Annotated in this window: 15 protein-coding genes; 11 read left to right on the top strand and 4 right to left on the bottom strand. The window is 69.4% G+C overall.

All coding sequences use genetic code 11. The features are described from left to right. Positions 1–8 precede the first annotated feature (8 nt). Complete coding sequence (locus OG984_RS11215; protein ID WP_328531661.1) at positions 9–998, bottom strand: hypothetical protein; 990 nt, start codon at positions 996–998, stop codon at positions 9–11. Further along, positions 995–1,981 carry a WD40 repeat domain-containing protein gene (locus OG984_RS11210; RefSeq protein WP_328531660.1) on the bottom strand — a complete coding sequence of 329 codons (987 nt, stop codon included), beginning with the start codon at positions 1,979–1,981 and terminating at the stop codon, positions 995–997. Before OG984_RS11210 ends, OG984_RS11215 begins: the two co-directional genes overlap by 4 nt. 91 nt (positions 1,982–2,072) lie before the next feature. Between OG984_RS11210 and OG984_RS11205 the strand changes: the two genes are divergently transcribed. The 3 genes from OG984_RS11205 (at position 2,073) to OG984_RS11195 (ending at position 6,195) form a co-directional block, all read left to right on the top strand. Continuing rightward, positions 2,073–3,833, top strand: a complete 1,761-nt coding sequence (locus tag OG984_RS11205) for a proline--tRNA ligase (RefSeq protein WP_328531659.1) — start codon at positions 2,073–2,075, stop codon at positions 3,831–3,833. 119 nt (positions 3,834–3,952) lie between these two features. Further along, a complete protein-coding gene (locus tag OG984_RS11200) occupies positions 3,953–5,464 on the top strand; it encodes an acetyl-CoA hydrolase/transferase family protein (protein ID WP_328531658.1) in 1,512 nt (503 codons plus the stop codon). Positions 5,465–5,490: 26 nt separating this feature from the next. Beyond that, the gene (locus OG984_RS11195; protein ID WP_328531657.1) at positions 5,491–6,195 is read left to right on the top strand and encodes an HAD family hydrolase; all 705 of its coding nucleotides are present in this window, start codon (positions 5,491–5,493) and stop codon (positions 6,193–6,195) included. Between the two features lie 223 nt (positions 6,196–6,418). Here OG984_RS11195 and OG984_RS11190 read toward each other — a convergent pair whose 3' ends face one another. Together OG984_RS11190 and OG984_RS11185 are read right to left on the bottom strand one after the other, a co-directional pair. Further along, positions 6,419–6,850 carry a DUF4439 domain-containing protein gene (locus OG984_RS11190; RefSeq protein ID WP_328531656.1) on the bottom strand — a complete coding sequence of 144 codons (432 nt, stop codon included), beginning with the start codon at positions 6,848–6,850 and terminating at the stop codon, positions 6,419–6,421. Beyond that, positions 6,847–7,284, bottom strand: coding sequence for a hypothetical protein (locus OG984_RS11185; RefSeq protein WP_328531655.1), 438 nt, complete (start codon positions 7,282–7,284; stop codon positions 6,847–6,849). Before OG984_RS11185 ends, OG984_RS11190 begins: the two co-directional genes overlap by 4 nt. Before the next feature lie 169 nt (positions 7,285–7,453). Between OG984_RS11185 and rimP the strand changes: the two genes are divergently transcribed. The 8 genes from rimP (at position 7,454) to OG984_RS11145 (ending at position 15,839) form a co-directional block, all read left to right on the top strand. Beyond that, positions 7,454–7,936, top strand: coding sequence for a ribosome maturation factor RimP (gene rimP / locus OG984_RS11180; protein ID WP_442940979.1), 483 nt, complete (start codon positions 7,454–7,456; stop codon positions 7,934–7,936). 3 nt (positions 7,937–7,939) lie between these two features. Next, positions 7,940–8,917 carry a transcription termination factor NusA gene (nusA, locus tag OG984_RS11175; protein ID WP_328531653.1) on the top strand — a complete coding sequence of 326 codons (978 nt, stop codon included), beginning with the start codon at positions 7,940–7,942 and terminating at the stop codon, positions 8,915–8,917. Between the two features lie 25 nt (positions 8,918–8,942). Next, entirely contained in the window at positions 8,943–9,776 is an 834-nt protein-coding gene (locus OG984_RS11170) for an alpha/beta fold hydrolase (RefSeq protein WP_328531652.1), read from the top strand. Between the two features lie 104 nt (positions 9,777–9,880). Continuing rightward, positions 9,881–10,243 carry a YlxR family protein gene (locus tag OG984_RS11165; protein ID WP_328531651.1) on the top strand — a complete coding sequence of 121 codons (363 nt, stop codon included), beginning with the start codon at positions 9,881–9,883 and terminating at the stop codon, positions 10,241–10,243. Positions 10,244–10,335: 92 nt separating this feature from the next. Continuing rightward, the gene (gene infB, locus OG984_RS11160) at positions 10,336–13,233 is read left to right on the top strand and encodes a translation initiation factor IF-2 (RefSeq protein ID WP_328531650.1); all 2,898 of its coding nucleotides are present in this window, start codon (positions 10,336–10,338) and stop codon (positions 13,231–13,233) included. Between the two features lie 198 nt (positions 13,234–13,431). After that, positions 13,432–13,902, top strand: a complete 471-nt coding sequence (rbfA, locus tag OG984_RS11155; protein WP_328531649.1) for a 30S ribosome-binding factor RbfA — start codon at positions 13,432–13,434, stop codon at positions 13,900–13,902. Further along, a complete protein-coding gene (gene truB / locus OG984_RS11150; protein ID WP_328531648.1) occupies positions 13,899–14,774 on the top strand; it encodes a tRNA pseudouridine(55) synthase TruB in 876 nt (291 codons plus the stop codon). The genes rbfA and truB overlap by 4 nt, the downstream gene beginning before the upstream one ends. Before the next feature lie 36 nt (positions 14,775–14,810). Further along, the gene (locus tag OG984_RS11145; RefSeq protein WP_328531647.1) at positions 14,811–15,839 is read left to right on the top strand and encodes a hypothetical protein; all 1,029 of its coding nucleotides are present in this window, start codon (positions 14,811–14,813) and stop codon (positions 15,837–15,839) included. Positions 15,840–15,862 lie beyond the last annotated feature (23 nt).

The raw sequence follows: 15,862 nt of genomic DNA, 5'->3' as shown, positions 1-15,862 counted from the left end.
TTCCGAGCTCAGTACGCCTGCCAGGCCCGCTCGCACACGGTGCCGTCGCAGCGGACCAGCCAGTCGACGCCTGAGTAGGGTGCCGACTCGATCAGGACCCGGGTGCTGGTCTCCCAGCCGTGCACCCAGACACCGTTGGGGTTGCGATAGTTCGCCAGCAGGGTGCCGCGGACGCTGCGGCGGCGTACGACCGACGAGTCGTCGCGCCACGCGATCGGGCTCGTGGCGATCCGGGCACCGTCGGGGGAGAAGGCCCCTACCGCCTCAGCACACGATCGCCACAGCGTCGTGCCCGGCTGGGAGATGCTCGACACGACGCTGCAGGCGTCGGAGTCGAACGGCTTCGCGGTGTAGGCCGCCAACCGGTCGGAGCCGAAGGCGCCGGCATAGGCCGCCCGGGACGCGATCGTCCGGATCGTGCCGGTGCTCCAGTTCCAGACCATCGTGCGCGCGGGGGAGAACCCGCCGATGAGCACACGGGTGCCGCTGACGTCGATCGGGTTCGGCTCGGTCGTGTTCCGGAAGGTGTGCCGGGCGACGACGGCACCGGTGACCGCGTTGCGGACCTGCAGCTGCGTACCGCTGGAGACGAAGGCCGTCCTCAGCAGATACCGGTTGTCGGCCGACATCCTGGTCAGCGACTGGTAGTGGATCCCGTCGATGAGCGTGCGCTGCGGCTTGTCCAGCTCGGCGCGGATGAGCCAGTCGGTCCGGTAGTGGACCCGCAGCAGGAACCCGTTGCCCGACCTGCCCACGAGCGTGACCGAATCGGCCTCGCCGATGGTGAACGGGGTCTTCATGCCCGTCTTCGGGTCGACCACCGACCAGGAGTCGTCGGAAGGATGGTGCAGGTAGGGGACCGCCGGCGGGCTGCCCTTCGGCAGCGACCCGGGACGTACGTCGACATCGGTGGCGGCGGATGCCGGTGAGGTGGTCAGTGAGAGCGCGGTGGCGGCCAGGGTGAGGCCCGCCAGGACGCGGATGAGTGTCGTCTTCATGTCAGGTCCTCGATGTGTCCCTTGGCGGCGCGCTCGCAGGCCGCAGCCTCGCAGCGGACGAGCCAGTTGGTCGTTCGGTCGTTGGGGTAGGACTTCAGCAGGATCCGGGAGTTGGTCTCCCAGGCCGCTGCCCAGACCCCGTTCATGTTGGTGTAGGTGGTCAGCAGGGTGCCGTTGAGGCTGCGGCGCTTCACGTTCGCGACGCCGCCATCATTCGGTTCGGTGGCGATCCGAGCGCCGTCCGGGGAGAAGGAGGCGACCTTCTCGGTGCACGTGCGCCAGGTCGTCGTCGCCGGGGTGGAGATCTTCGAGACGTACGTGCACTCCGGCTGTCCCGAGAAGTCGTCGTAGGTCGCGAGCCGGTCGGAGGCGTAGGAAGCCACGTACGCCGTCCGGTTCCCGATCGTGACGATGGCGCCGGTCCTCCAGTTCCAGGTGAGGGTCCGGGCAGGCGAATGGGCCCCGACCAGGACCGTCGTCCCGCGTACGTCGAGGGGAATCACGCGAGAGCGGACCCGGAACGTGCGGCGAGCGATCTGCTGTCCCGTCGTGGCGTCCAGGACCCGCGCCACGGCGTTGTCGTTCGGATAGGTGAGCAGCAGCAGGTAGCGGCCGTCGGACGAGAGCCTCGCGTCCTCGGCCAAGTCCAGGTCGGCGAGCTGCTTCGGAGCCTTCCCCGGCTCCACACGCACGATGCGGTGCTCCGGGAAGACGCGCACCAGATAGCCGTTGCCCGAGGCTCCGAGGAGATTGGCGTGGCCGGAGTCCGGCATCGGGATCGAGAGCCTTGTGTCCCCGTCGACGACGTCGTAGTCGCCCACCGAGCCGGCGATGTAGGGGACCGTCGGCGGTTCTCCCATGGGCAGCGGGAGCGGACGGACGCTCACGGATGTGGCGGCAGAAGCCGGCGACAGGAGCGTCACCGGGAACATGAGAGCAGCAAGGATGGCCGTGGCCAGTGCCGGGATTCGGATACCTCTCATGAAAGTAAAGATGCGCCGGGCGCCGAACCGGTTGCAACGCCAATTCCAACCGGTTCGCGACAGCGGTCCTGCGAGCCGTACGCTTGCCCGCATGATCGCCCGTATGTCGACCCTTTTCGTGCGGACCCTGCGTGAGGATCCCGCCGACGCCGAGGTCGCGAGCCACAAGCTGCTTGTCCGTGCCGGCTACATCCGCCGCGCCGCGCCGGGGATCTATTCCTGGCTGCCGCTGGGACTGCGCGTGCTCGGCAAGGTCGAGCAGATCATCCGCGAGGAGATGGCCGCGATCGGCTCCCAGGAGGTGCACTTCCCGGCGCTGCTGCCCCGCGAGCCCTACGAGGCGACCGGCCGCTGGACGGAGTACGGCGACGGCATCTTCCGGCTCAAGGACCGCAAGGAGGCCGACTACCTCCTCGGTCCCACGCACGAGGAGATGTTCACGCTCCTGGTCAAGGACCTCTACGGCTCCTACAAGGACCTGCCGCTGTCGATCTACCAGATCCAGACGAAGTACCGCGACGAGGCGCGTCCGCGCGCCGGCCTGCTGCGCGGCCGTGAGTTCATCATGAAGGACTCCTACTCCTTCGACGTCACCGACGAGGGTCTCGAGGCCGCCTACCAGGCCCACCGCGAGGCGTACGTCAAGGTCTTCGACCGCCTCGGCTTCGAGTACGTCATCGTCAAGGCGACCTCCGGCGCGATGGGAGGCTCGGCCTCCGAGGAGTTCCTGGCGGTCTCCGAGGCCGGCGAGGACACGTTCGTACGCTCGCCCGGCGGCTACGCCGCCAACGTCGAGGCGGTCACGACGCTGGCCCCCGAGCCGATCTCCTACGAGGGCGTGCCCGCTGCCCACGCCGAGGACACCCCCGAGACCCCGACGATCCAGACGCTCGTCGACCACCTCAACGAGGCGTTCCCGCGTGAGGACCGTCCCTGGGAGGCCGGCGACACGCTGAAGAACGTGCTGGTGACGCTGCGCCACCCCGACGGCACCGTCGAGCCGCTCGCCATCGGCCTGCCCGGTGACCGCGACGTCGACATCAAGCGCCTCGAGGGTCAGCTGGAGCCGATCGAGGTCGAGCCCATGGACGACGTCGAGCTCAAGAAGCACGCCTCGCTCGTGAAGGGCTACATCGGGCCCGAGGTGCTCGGCGAGAAGTCCGAGTCCGGGATCCGCTACCTGGTCGACCCGCGCGTGGTCACCGGCACCCGCTGGGTCACCGGCGCCAACGTCGACGGTCAGCACGTCATCGACCTGGTCGCGGGCCGCGACTTCACCCCCGACGGCACCATCGAGGCCGCGGAGGTCCGCGAGGGCGACCTGGCTCCGGACGGGAGCGGTCCGCTGACGCTGGCCCGCGGCATCGAGATGGGCCACGTCTTCCAGCTCGGCCGCAAGTACGCCGACGCGCTGGGCCTGCAGGTGCTCGACGAGAACGGCAAGCTGGTCACGGTCACGATGGGCTCCTACGGCATCGGCGTCACCCGCGCCGTGGCCGCGATCGCCGAGGGCACCCTCGACGAGATCGGCCTGGCCTGGCCCCGCAACGTCGCTCCGTACGACATCCACCTCGTCGCCACCGGCAAGGACTCGGCCGTCTTCGAGGCCGCAGCCACGCTCGCCGAGGAGCTCGAGGCCGCCGGCATCGACGTACTCTACGACGACCGTCCCAAGGTCTCGCCCGGCGTGAAGTTCAAGGACGCCGAGCTCATCGGTGTGCCGACCATCGTCACCGTCGGCAAGGGCCTGGTCGAGGGCAAGATCGAGGTCAAGGACCGCAAGAGCGGTGAGAAGACCGAGGTCGCCCTCGCCGACGCCGTCGCTCACCTCACCGAGGTCGTCGCCGGCTGACATAATCGGGACTTCTCCGGTGTTTCCTGCACTTCTCGGGTGTTGCATTGCCCGAGAAGTGCAGGAATACCCGGTTAACCGGGGATCCCAACCGCCCCGAATGCGGCAAGATCGACCCCATGACGGGGGACAGGATTCTTGACCGTAGGCTCGCTTGGCGAGTGGCGAGCGCGGCCGAGGCGGCCGAGCAGATCATGCCGGGGGAGACGGTCGGGTTCTCGGGCTTCACCGGAGCCGGCCACCCGAAGGCGGTGCCGGAGGCGTTGGCGCAGCGGATGTTGTCGGCACACGAGCGCGGCGAGGAGTTCCGGGTCCAGGCGTGGACCGGAGCCTCCACGGCACCGGGCCTCGACGGTGTGCTGGCCGGCGTCCACGGCGTCTCGAAGCGGCTGCCCTACAACGGCGACCCGCTGCTGAGGAAGCAGATCAACGCTGGTGAGGTCGAGTACGTCGACGTACACCTGTCCCACGTCGCCCAGCACAGCTGGTTCGGCTTCTACGGCGACCTCGACGTCGCCGTCGTCGAGGTCGCCGCGATCCTCCCCAACGGGCTCCTGGTCCCCACGTCGAGCGTCGGCAACAACAAGACCTGGCTGGAGAACGCCGACAAGGTGATCCTCGAGGTCAACAGCTGGCAGCCGCGCGGGTTCGAGGGCTTCCACGACATCTACTACGGCACCCGGCTGCCACCGCAACGAGCACCGATCCAGCTGACCACACCGATGCAGCGGATCGGCGACCCGTACCTCCGGGTCGATCCCGAGAAGGTGGTCGCCGTCGTCGAGACCGACCAGCCCGACCGCAACTCGCCCCTGCGCCCGATCGATGACGACAGCCGCGCGATGGCGGACCTCCTCGTCGACTTCCTCCGCCACGAGGTACGCAACGACCGGCTGCACCAGAGCCTGCTCCCGCTCCAGGCCGGCGTCGGCAACGTCGCCAACGCGGTCCTAGCCGGCCTCCAGGACGCAGAGTTCGAGCACCTGACCGCCTACACCGAGACGATTCAGGACGGCCTGCTCGACCTGCTCGACGCGGGCAAGCTGATCGGAGTCTCATCGACATCCTTCGGGCTCTCCGAGGCGGGCGCGCAGCGGTTCAACGACGACATCCATCACTACAAGGGGCGGATCCTGCTGCGGCCACAGGAGATCTCCAACCATCCAGAGATCATCCGCCGGCTGGGCCTGATCGCGGTCAACGGGATGGTCGAGGCCGACATCTACGGCAACGTGAACTCGACCCACGTCGCCGGCTCCTCGATCGTCAACGGCATCGGTGGCTCGGGCGACTTCGCCCGCAACGCCTATCTCAACTTCTTCGTGTCGCCCTCGACCGCCAAGAACGGCGCGATCTCGTCGATCGTGCCGTTCGTGAGCCACGTCGACCACACCGAGCACGACGTGCAGGTCGTGATCACCGAGCAGGGGCTGGCCGACCTGCGTGGTCTCTCGCCACGGGCGCGGGCACGGAAGGTCATCGCAAACTGTGCCCATCCCGACTACCGCGACCGGCTCACCGACTACTTCGAACGCGCCCAGCGGGAGCGTCCCGACGCGATGCACACGCCGCACCTGCTCGGCGAGGCGCTCTCCTGGCACCGCTCCTATGTGGAGACAGGGCACATGTGAGTCGGGGCGTCGGTAGGGTCGTGGCCATGGCGATCGACGCGGTGATCTTCGACTGGGGCGGCACGCTGACGAAGTGGCACGACATCGACTTCCACGCCGAGTCGCTGGCGCTCGCTCAGGCGGTGAGCGGTGCCTGCGACGACGATCACCCGGTCAATGCGACCAGGCTCCACCAGGCCGGCGAGACGATCTGGGCCCGGAGCCGCGACCATCAGCAGAGCTCGGCGATCGGCGACCTCTTCGACGAGGCCGGTCTCGAGCACGACCCGGAGCTGCTCGACGCCTACTACGAGTTCTGGGAGCCGCACACGCTGACCGACCCCGAGGTCGAGCCGCTGTGGGAGGCGCTCCGCGCCGACGGCGTACGTGTCGGGGTGCTGTCCAACACGATCTGGCCGCGCGCGTGGCACCGAGGGTTCTTCGAGCGCGACGGGGTGCTCGACCTGCTCGACGGTGACGTCTACACCTCCGAGGTCCCCTGGACGAAGCCGGCCGAGGAGGCGTTCCACGCGGCGATGGACGCGGTGAAGGTCTCGGATCCATCTCGATGCGTCTACGTGGGGGACAGGCTCTTCGATGATGTGTACGGTGCTCAGAAGGCTGGTCTGCGGGCGATCCACATCCCGCACAGCAACATCCCGAGCAGCCAGGTGGGCCACAGCGAGGGCCTCCCGGACGCCGTCGCCGAGCGATTGAGCGACATACACCACATCGTCCGCTCCTGGGAATGACGCCAGAAAAGTTGCAAGTTCTTGCAATGCGATTTTGCGGGTCTGGGCCGCTCTGAGCGGGGATTGCATACTTCTGCAAGAGAGGTTCCGCCAAAGGCGACTTCTCAGGCCTCGTGTCCAGGCCAAAACCTGGCCCGCGAGCCGCCCGGTCTCGGGAGACATCTCGGGAGTCTCCCGCGCCGGACGGTTCGCGGGCCACTCGGCTTTTTGGGACCTGACCGGCTCAGGTCCCCGGGAACGCGGCCGGCTCGGCACCGAGGTCGAGCTGGCGCGCGGCCGCCCGGCACAGCAGCTGGATGAGCAGGTTCCGGTCGGTGCCGGTCGCCTTCGGTACCAGCGACAGATAGGTCGCGGTGGTGTCCTTCTCCAGGCGCAGGGCCGCAGCGCCGATGCGGGCCTCCGTGCCGATCCGGCCGGGCAGGTCGTAGACGGCCGAGGGTGCGACCGGTTCGATCCCGGCGGCCACCACGCGCGCGGCCAGCGCCTCCCGGGCGTTCACGTGGTCGTCGTAGGCGTCGGTCAGCGCTCGCGCCAGGTCCGGTGCGGAGGAGGCGGAGGTGAGCCCGCCGAGCGCACCGAGGACGTAGATCGCGGCGTGCTCGACCGCGAGCGCCGCCTGGACGGCCTCGGTCGAGGCGGTGTCGGCGGTCGTCATGCGAGCCCCCGTCCGTGCAGGAGCTGCTGCTGGCCGGCGGCAGCCGAGGCGAGCAGCGTGATCAGCCGCGGGTCCGCCGCACGCCCGGCAGCGGCGGTGAGCGTCGTGACCAGGGCGACCTGGCGGTCCTGCCAGCGCCCGCTCGCCGGAGCGGCGGCCACGCCCTTGGTCGGAGCCAGTGCCTCGATGTGCACCCGATGCAGCTCGGCGAACGCCGAGGGCGCTCCGTCGTCGGCGCCGAGGATCTCCGCGACCGTGGCGTCGATCACACTCTGGTCGGGGTTGGCGGGGGCCGGGGGAGTGCTGGGTGGAGGGGCTTTGACATGATCCAGCGTCTCCGAGGCCGAACACGCCGAGGCGGCCAGCGGAGCGACCACGGCAGCACCCACGGCGGTGCGCCGAGAGAGCATCCGGGAGGCACGTGCGCTGGTCACGTGAGGAACCCTAACGACACCCGGCGGGAGCCGCGTCAGCGGCTTTCCAACACAGCCGCGCGGCGTTCGAGACACCCGAGGCGTACAGGTATGGTGTCACCAGAGGCGCCGCGTGCTCGGAGGCGCACACACAACAGGACCGGACAACAGGATGCAGGGGGAGATCGCGTTGAGTGCTGAGCGGAAGGACGCGATCGCGAGTGCCATCGAGAAGGCCCTCGCCGACCCGCTTCTGGCCCTGGGTCTCGACATCGAGGCCGTGGAGATCACGCCGGCCGGCAAGCGCCGGATCCTGCGGATCGCCGTCGACAAGGATGGCGGGATCACCCATGAGGAGGTCACCGAGGCGACCCGTGAGGTCAACCGGGTCCTCGACGAGTCCGACGTCATGGGCGAGCAGCCCTACACCCTCGAGGTGACCTCTCCCGGTGTCGACCGGCCGCTGACCCTGCCGCGCCACTGGCGCCGCAACAAGGGTCGCCTGGTCAAGGTCACCGCCATCGACGGCTCCGCGTTCACCGGACGCGTCAAGGAGTCCGACGAGGAGCGGGTGAGCCTCGAGGTGAGCGGGAAGCGCCGTGAGGTGGCGTACGCGGACGTGAAGAAGGCGCTTGTGCAGATCGAGTTCAAGCGGATCGACGAGGGGGAGTAGGCCATGGACATCGATATGAGCATCCTGCGGATGCTGGAGCGGGAGCGTGAGATCTCGCTCGATGTGCTCGTCGAGGCGATCGAGCAGGGGCTGCTGACGGCCTACCACAAGACCGAGGGCGCCCAGACCAAGGCGCGGGTCGACCTGGACCGCAAGACCGGTCACGTCCGCGTGCTGGCCTCCGAGGTCGATGACCAGGGCAACGTCATCGGGGAGTACGACGACACGCCCGAGGGCTTCGGCCGGATCGCGGCCACCACGGCCAAGCAGATCGTGCTGCAGCGGCTGCGCGACGCCGAGGACGACGTGAAGTTCGGTGAGTTCTCCGGCAAGGAGGGCGACATCCTCTCCGGCGTCATCCAGCAGGGCCGCAACCCCGACGACGTGCTCGTCGACCTGGGCCGGCTCGAGGGTGTCATCCCGCTCTCCGAGCGTGTGCCGGGCGAGGACTACGGCCACGGCACCCGGATCAAGGCCCTGGTCGTGAGCGTGCGGAAGGGCATGCGCGGCCCGCAGATCACGCTCTCGCGCTCCCACCCCAACCTCGTGAAGAAGCTCTTCTCCTTCGAGGTGCCCGAGATCGCCGACGGCACCGTGGAGATCGCCGCGATCGCTCGCGAGGCGGGCCACCGCACCAAGATCGCGGTCAAGTCGACCGTCCCCGGCGTCAACGCCAAGGGTGCCTGCATCGGTCCCATGGGCCAGCGGGTCCGCCAGGTCATGTCCGAGCTGCAGGGCGAGAAGATCGACATCGTCGACTGGTCCGAGGACCCGAAGGTGCTCGTCGCCTCCGCTCTGTCGCCCGCCCGCGTCTCCTCGGTCGAGATCATCGACGAGGTGACCAAGTCGGCCCGCGTCGTCGTGCCCGACTACCAGCTCTCGCTGGCGATCGGCAAGGAGGGCCAGAACGCCCGCCTCGCCGCGCGCTTGACCGGCTGGCGCATCGACATCCGCTCCGACGAGGAGACCCCGGTCGCCTGAGCCGGCGCGACGCTAGCCTGTGCGCATGTCCAGCGTGCGTGAGACCACTCTGACCGGCCCCGAGGGCGTCCTGCTGGAGCCGGAGGGGGCCGGCACCGGCGTACTCGTCCTCTCGGGGTCCTCAGGACGGATCGAGACCGACCGGTGCCGGATGCTCGCCTCCCACGGGGTCGCCGCGGCGTCGATCCGCTACTTCCGTGGCCCCGGCCAGCCGGGAGAGGCCCGGCTGGTGCCGCTGGAGACGTTCGACGACGTCCTCACCGACCTCCACTCCCGCTACGAGCGGCTGGTGGTGCTCGGGACCTCCTGGGGTGCCCAGGCCGCGCTGCTGCTCGGCACGCTGCACCCCGAGATCGACGCCGTCGTCGCGATCTCCCCGACGTACGTCTCCTGGGCCGGTCTCAGCGACGAGCGGCCCCAGCGGTCCTCGTGGACGCTGCGTGGCGAGCAGGTGCCGTTCGTGCCCTTCGACGACGAGGCGATCGAGGATGCGGTCAAGGAGGCGGATGGGGAGCTCCCGTCGTTCTGCGAGGTCTACCTCTCCGCCCTGGAGAAGTACGCCGACCGTGTCCCCGCCGCGACCATCCCGGTCGAGCGCATCGCCGGTGAGGTCGTCCTGGTCGCCGGGGGAGACGACGCGCTGTGGCCCTCGGTGCTCTTCGCCGAGGCGGTCCGGCGGCGACGTACGGCCCACGACCTGGAGACGATCGTGGTCACCCATCCAGAGGCGGGTCACCGGGTCGTGCTGCCGGGGGAGCCGGTGCTTCCGCCGAGCCAGAGGCTCGCCTGGGTCGGGTCGGAGCGGGCCGACCGCGAGCTCGGTCTGCTGGCCTGGCCGGAGATCGCCGCGGTCCTCTGACACCGATCTGCCCCGACCGGCCGGTGAGCGCGGGTCACGGAATAAGAACGACCTGTGCCCCGGTTTCGTCTACCGAACCCCCGAAGCGGTAGTGTTAAGGATCGGTGGCACGCCTCGAAGAAACTACGCAGCACGGACCTGTCCGTACGTGCGTGGGTTGCCGGAAGCGGGCCGCCAAGCGCGAGTTGTTGCGGGTGACCGCCGGCTCGGACCGCAACGGCCAGCCGGCCGTGGTGCCCGATCCGACAGCCACCGCACCCGGGCGAGGGGCGCATCTGCACCCCACGCGTGAGTGCTACGAACTCGCGGTGCGCCGGAAGGCGTTCACCCGGGCCCTGTTCCCGAAAGGTAAGGGGGCCGAGGGCGGGCTTTCCAGCGCACCGGTGGAGGACTACCTCGACACGCGCCAGACATCCACGACCGTCGCCGACGGTCAACTGACCAGGAATTGGAGCAAAAGCTCATGAGCACTCGATGAGTACTTCGCGATGAGCGTGTTCTACATCCACTAGTGGTCACAGTTTCACCCGGATTTGGGTCTGTGGCCAGAAGGAGAAACGTGGCTAAGACCCGAGTCCACGAACTCGCCAAAGAGTTCGGAGTCGAGAGCAAGTTCGTTCTCGAGAAGTTCAAGGAGATGGGTGAGTTCGTCAAGTCGGCGAGCTCGACCGTCGAGCTGCCTGCGGAGATGCGTTTCCGCAAGGAGATCGGCCCCGGCCTGAAGGCCGGCGGCAAGGGTGGTTCTGCGTCCACCGACGAGAAGCCCGCCCCCAAGCCCGGCCCCAAGCCGGCTGCGCCCAAGCCTGCAGCCCCCAAGAAGGCTGCCGACACGGCGCCCGAGAAGCCTGCCGAGGCGCCTGCGGCGTCCAAGCCGGCCGCGCCGAAGCCCGGCCCGAAGCCCCCGGCCAAGAAGGCCGAGGCTGCGCCGGTCGCCCCCGCGGCGTCGGCATCGGCTCCGGCCGCGGCCAAGCCCAGCCCGAAGCCGGGTGCGCCCAAGCCCGGTGCCCCGAAGCCCGGCGCTCGTCCGCAGGCCCCCGCGGCCCGCGGTGGCGCGGGTGGTACCGGTGGCGCCGGTGCCGGTCGTCCCGGACCGCGTCCGGTCGGCAAGCCCGGCGCTCCGCGCCCGGGCAACAACCCGTTCTCCTCCAACCAGGGCATGGGGCGTCCGCGTCCCGGCGGCCAGGGTGGGGGCCAGGGCGGCGGCCAGGGCGGTGCCCCGGCCGGTGGCGACCAGCGTCCGCCGCGTCCCGCGGCTGCCCGTGAGGGTGGCCAGGCCGGCGGCGGCCGTCCCGGCATGCCGCGTCCCAACCCGGCGATGATGCCGAAGTCCCCGGCTGCGTTCGGTGCCCGTCCCGGTGGCGGCCCCGGTGGTCGTGCCGGTGCCCCGGGTCGTCCCGGTGGCGGCGGTCGTCCGGGCGCCGGTGGGCGTCCCGGTGGCGGCGGCGGTGCCGGTCGTCCCGGTGGCGGCGGCTTCGGCGGCGGTCCCGGTGGCGGTCGCCCCGGTGCCGGTCGTCCCGGCGGTCGCGGAACGACCCAGGGTGCCTTCGGTCGCCCGGGTGGTCCCTCGCGTCGCGGCCGGAAGTCGAAGCGGGCGCGTCGCCAGGAGTTCGAGGCCATGGAGGCCCCGACGATCGGTGGCATCCGCGTACGCAAGGGCAACGGTGAGACCGTTCGCCTGGCTCGCGGCGCGAGCCTGACCGACTTCGCCGAGAAGATCAACGTCGACCCGGCCCAGCTGGTGCAGATGCTGTTCGGCCTCGGTGAGATGGTCACCGCGACCGAGTCCGTCAACGACGAGACCCTCGAGCTGCTCGGTGAGGAGCTCAACTACGTCGTCCAGGTCGTCTCCCCCGAGGACGAGGACCGCGAGCTGCTGGAGTCCTTCGACATCGAGCTCGGCGACGAGGGCGACGAGTCCGACTGGACGGTCCGACCGCCGGTCGTCACCGTCATGGGTCACGTCGACCACGGTAAGACCAAGCTGCTCGACGCCATCCGTGACGCCAACGTCATCGAGGGCGAGGCCGGTGGCATCACCCAGCACATCGGTGCCTACCAGGTCTCGACCGAGGTGGACGGCGACGAGCGCAAGATCACCTTCATCGACACCCCGGGTCACGAGGCGTTCACCGCCATGCGTGCCCGTGGTTCGCAGTCCTCGGACCTCGCGATCCTCGTGGTCGCGGCCGATGACGGTGTGATGCCGCAGACCATCGAGGCGCTCAACCACGCCAAGGCGGCCGGCGTCCCGATCGTGGTCGCGATCAACAAGATCGACAAGCCGGAGGCGGACCCGACCAAGGTCCGTGGCCAGCTGACCGAGTACGGCCTCATCCCCGAGGAGTACGGCGGCGACACCATGTTCGTCGAGATCTCGGCGAAGTCGCGGATCAACATCGATGGCCTTCTCGAGGCCGTCGTGCTGACCGCCGACGCCTCGCTCGACCTGCAGGCCAACGCCAGCCAGGACGCGCAGGGCATCGTGATCGAGGCTCACCTCGACCGCGGTCGCGGCCCGGTCGCGACCATCCTGGTCCAGCGCGGCACGCTGCGTGTGGGTGAGTCCATCGTCGCCGGTCCGGCCCACGGCCGTGTCCGCGCGATGATCGACGAGTACGGCCACGAGATCACCGAGGCGACCCCGTCGCGTCCGGCGATGGTCCTGGGTCTCTCGGCGGTGCCGGGTGCGGGTCAGAGCTTCCTGGTCGTCGAGGACGACCGGATGGCTCGCCAGATCGCCGAGAAGCGCGAGGCACGCGAGCGTGCCGCGCAGCAGGCCAAGCGCCGCGTACGCCGCACGCTGGAGGACTTCATGGCCTCCATGGAGAAGGGCGAGAGCCAGGAGCTCAACCTCATCCTCAAGGGCGACGTGTCCGGTTCGGTCGAGGCGCTCGAGGACGCACTGGCCAAGATCGACGTGGGTGGCGACGAGGTCTCCATCCGGGTCATCGACCGCGGTGTCGGTGCGATCACCGAGACCAACGTCGACCTGGCTGCTGCCTCCGACGCGATCATCATCGGCTTCAACGTCCGCCCGCAGGGCAAGGCGACCGAGATGGCCGACCGCGAGGGTGTCGAGATCCGCTACTACTCGGTCATCTACCAGGCGATCGAGGAGATCGAGGCGGCCCTCAAGGGCATGCTCAAGCCGGAGTACGAGGAGAAGGTCCTCGGCAAGGCGGAGATCCGTGCGATCTTCCGCTCGTCGAAGGCCGGAAACATCGCCGGTTGTATGGTCACCGAGGGCCTCATCCGCCGCAACGCCAAGGTGCGCGTGCTGCGCGACGGCGCCGTGGCGGCCGACAACCTCGACCTCGCCTCGCTGCGCCGTGAGAAGGACGACGCCTCCGAGGTCCGCGAGGGCTTCGAGTGCGGTCTGGTCCTGAAGAACTTCCAGGACATCAAGGAAGGCGACATCATCGAAGCCTTCGAGATGGTGGAGATTCCCCGGGGCTGATCCCCAACCCCTGCCGAGTCGGCGCATCTGTCCCGCACAGATGCGTCGACTCGGCGCGTTTGTCCCGGGCGTGCGAGTCGAGTCGGCGCGTCTGCCCCGGGAATACGCGCCGACTCGGCGCCAGTTCGTGAGACATGAGCGCCGACTCGGCGCTTCGAGTTGAGACATTAGCGCCGATTCGGCGCGGTTTGAGAGAGTGTGAACATGAGTAGCCCACGGGTTCGCCGGATCGCTGACCGGATCAAGGTCATCGTGGCGCAGATGCTGGAGCGGCGGATCAAGGATCCGCGGATCGGGTTCGTCACCGTCACCGACGTGCGGGTGACCGGCGACAGCCAGCAGGCGACGATCTTCTACACGGTGCTCGGCGCCGACTCCGAGGCCGAGCTGGCCGGCACGGCCGCGGCGCTGGAGTCGGCCAAGGGGCTGATCCGTTCCGAGGTCGCCAAGCAGCTCGGCACCCGCACCGCCCCGACGCTGGAGTTCATCCACGACGCGCTGCCGGAGACGGCCCGTCACCTCGACGACGTGCTCGCCCGCGCCAAGGCGCAGGACGACGCGGTCGCCGCTTCGCGTGGGGCGACCTACGCGGGCGAGGCCGACCCCTACAAGAAGCCTCGCGAGGTCGAGGACGAGTGGGACGAGGACGACGAGGACGACGACGAGTGACCTCTGCCGTCCCCGGGCTCGTCATCGTCGACAAGCCCGCCGGCGTCACCTCCCACGACGTCGTCGCGCGCGTACGCCGGCTGGCCGGCACCCGCAAGGTCGGGCATGCTGGCACGCTGGACCCGATGGCCACCGGCGTACTCGTCCTGGGGGTGGAGCGGGCGACCCGTCTTCTCGGTCACCTGATGCTGACCGAGAAGTCCTACGACGCGACCGTGCGGCTCGGGGTCTCCACCACCACTGACGACGCCGAGGGCGAGGTGACCGGGACCAGGTCGGCGGCCGGCCTCGACGAGGAGCGCGTACGCAGCGCCTTCGCCGCCCAGGTCGGCGACATCCTCCAGGTGCCGACCACCGTCTCGGCGATCAAGGTCGACGGCAAGCGGGCCTACCAACGCGTACGCGACGGCGAGCAGGTCGAGCTGAAGGCCCGGCCGGTCACCGTGCACGAGCTCACCGTCGGTGAGCTCCGGCACGGGGGCGACGTGGTCGACGTCGACATCTCGGTGCGCTGCTCCTCGGGCACCTACATCCGCGCGATCGCCCGCGACGTCGGGGAGGCGCTCGGGGTCGGCGGACACCTGACGATGCTGCGCCGCACCGCGGTCGGGCCCTACGGACTCGACGTCGCGAAGACGCTCGACGAGCTCGCCGAGGACTTCGCCGCGCTGCCGCTGGCCGAGGCCGCCCGCGCCGCGTTCACCTCCTACGACCTCTCCGAGGAGCAGGCCCAGGACGTCCGCTACGGACGCAAGCTCGGGCTCGCGCTCGACGGGATCACCGCCGTCTTCGCCCCGGACGGGGAGTTCCTGGCGCTCTACGAACCGGTCAGCGCGACGACGGCGAAGGCGAGCGCGGTCTTCGTCGGGTGACCGAGGAACGGTAAAGCCTGCGAGGATGACGCGCTTGTGAAGCAGAACGGACCTGCCGAAGCGCTACGGCTCACCGACTCGTGGTTCCGCCACAACGGCCTGACCTACTTCGTTCCCGAGGAGCGGGTCGCGGTGAGAGCGGCGATGCGGCCGCGGCGTACGGTCCGGGTGGGCTTGGTGGTCGTGGTCGTCGCGGTGGCGGCCGGGGTCGCGCTGGCGTGGACCACCGGTGACATCGGGGCGGCGCCGGCGCTCCTGCTGACCCTGGGCGGGGCCGCTGCCGGGTGGTACGCACTGACTGCGATGCGGTTCCGGCCGATCCTGGTGTGGGCGATGGGGCGTACCTTCGGGTCGCTGACCAGGCTGCTGCCGATGGCCCTGCGGGCGCTGCCGCTGCTGCTGCTCTTCATGACGTTCCTGTTCATCAACGCCGAGGTCTGGGAGATGTCGGCGAACCTCGACCTGGGTGCGTTGTGGCTGGTCACGTTGCTGTTCGCCGGGTCGGCGGCGGCGTTCCTGCTGGTCCGGCTGCCCGAGGAGGTGGACCGGATCGACGACGACGTGGACGCCGCCTTCCTGACGCGTACGTGCCGGGGAACGCCTCTGGAAACCGCCTGTGCGGAGCTCGTGGAGGATGCCCGGGAGGGCCGCGGTGCCGACCCCGCGGAGCTCGCCCAGGTGACGGGTTTCGAGCGCTGGAACCTGGTGCTGGCCCTGCTCGTCATCCAGGCGACCCAGGTTGTGCTGATCGCGGTCGCCGTCTTCGCGTTCTTCCTGCTCTTCGGTGCGATCGTGATGACCGACGGGGTGCAGATGGGCTGGACCGGTCAGCAGTCGCTGCACAACCTGTCCTGGCTGCCGAACGTGTCGGGCGAGCTGGTCAAGGTCGCGCTGTTCCTCGCCGGGTTCTCCTCGCTCTACCTCACCGTCTCGACCGTCACGGACGAGACCTACCGCGAGCAGTTCTTCGGTACGGTGCTGCGCGAGATCGAACGAGCCGTCGGCATGCGGGCGGTCTATCTCGCGCTCCGTGCCCGACAGACGGCCCAGGTCACGTCCGAGTGAGCACGCCCCGATATTCTGTGGCC

This window comes from Nocardioides sp. NBC_00368 (genome assembly GCF_036090055.1).
Classification (GTDB): domain Bacteria; phylum Actinomycetota; class Actinomycetes; order Propionibacteriales; family Nocardioidaceae; genus Nocardioides.
This window is presented reverse-complemented; position numbering and strand designations above follow the sequence as displayed.